This is a genomic window from Kitasatospora sp. NPDC056531 (genome assembly GCF_042794375.1).
Lineage (GTDB): Bacteria > Actinomycetota > Actinomycetes > Streptomycetales > Streptomycetaceae > Kitasatospora.
Window position 1 is genome coordinate 1 of sequence record NZ_JBHTTU010000391.1, and the last position, 1,090, is coordinate 1,090.

The 1,090-nt window shown below is 68.2% G+C and carries 1 protein-coding gene; it reads right to left on the bottom strand.

Annotated elements, in window-relative coordinates; translation table 11 throughout:
- Window positions 1-1,090: beta-ketoacyl reductase (locus ACFQ87_RS46695; RefSeq protein ID WP_380617126.1), on the bottom strand; the 1,090-nt coding region annotated here is incomplete at both ends.

The window sequence follows — 1,090 nt, forward strand, 5'->3', positions numbered from 1 at the left end:
CAGCTCGGCGAGGAGGTGGGTGGCGAGGTCTTCGGGGGTGGGGTGGTCGAAGACGAGGGTGGCGGTGAGTTGGAGTCCGGTGGCGGTGTTGAGGGTGTTGCGGAGTTCGATGGCGGCGAGGGAGTCGAAGCCGTGTTCGCGGAAGGTTCGTTTGGGGTCGATGGTGTGGGGGTTGGTGTGGCCGAGGACGGTGGCGGTGTGGGTGCGGATGAGTTCGAGGAGGGTGCGGTGTTGGTCGGTGGGGGTGAGGGTGTGGAGTTGTTGGGTGAGGGTGTTGTGGGTGGTGGTGTGGTTGGTGGTGGCTCGTGGGAGTGGGGTGCGGGTGAGGTTGTGGAGGAGGTGGGGGAGGGTGTGGTTGTTGGCTTGGGTTTGGAGGGCTTGGGGGTTGAGGCGGAGGGGGGCGAGGTGGGGGGTGTGGAGGGTGAGGGTGGTGTCGAAGAGGGTGAGGCCTTCGTGTTCGGTGAGGGGGTGGACGCCGGCTCGGGTCATGCGGTTGAGGTCGATGTCGGTGAGTTGGGCGGTCATGCCGTTGGTGTCGGTCCAGGCGCCCCAGGCGAGGCTGGTGGCGGGGAGGCCGTGGGTGTGGCGGTGGTGGGCGAGGGCGTCGAGGTAGGTGTTGGCGGCGGCGTAGTTGGCTTGGCCGGCGGCGCCGAGGAGGCCGGCGGCGGAGGAGAAGAGGATGAAGTGGGTGAGGGGGTGGTTTTTGGTGTGGTGGTGGAGGTTGGTGGCGGCGTCGATTTTGGGTTGGAGGACGGTGTGGAGTTGGTGGGGGGTGAGGTTGGTGGTGAGGGCGTCGTCGAGGATGCCGGCGGTGTGGATGACGGTGGTGAGGGGGTGGTCGGGGTGGATGTGGGTGAGGAGGTGTTGGAGTTCTTGGGGGTTGGCGGTGTCGCAGGCGGTGAGGGTGATGTGTGCGCCGGCGTTGGTGAGTTCGGTGGTGAGTTCGGTGGCGCCGGGGGCGTCGGGGCCGCGTCGGCTGGTGAGGATGAGGTGGCGGATGCCGTGGTGGTGGACGAGGTGGCGGGCGATGAGGGAGCCGAGCATGCCGGTGGCGCCGGTGATGAGTGCGGTACCGGACCGGTCCAGCGGC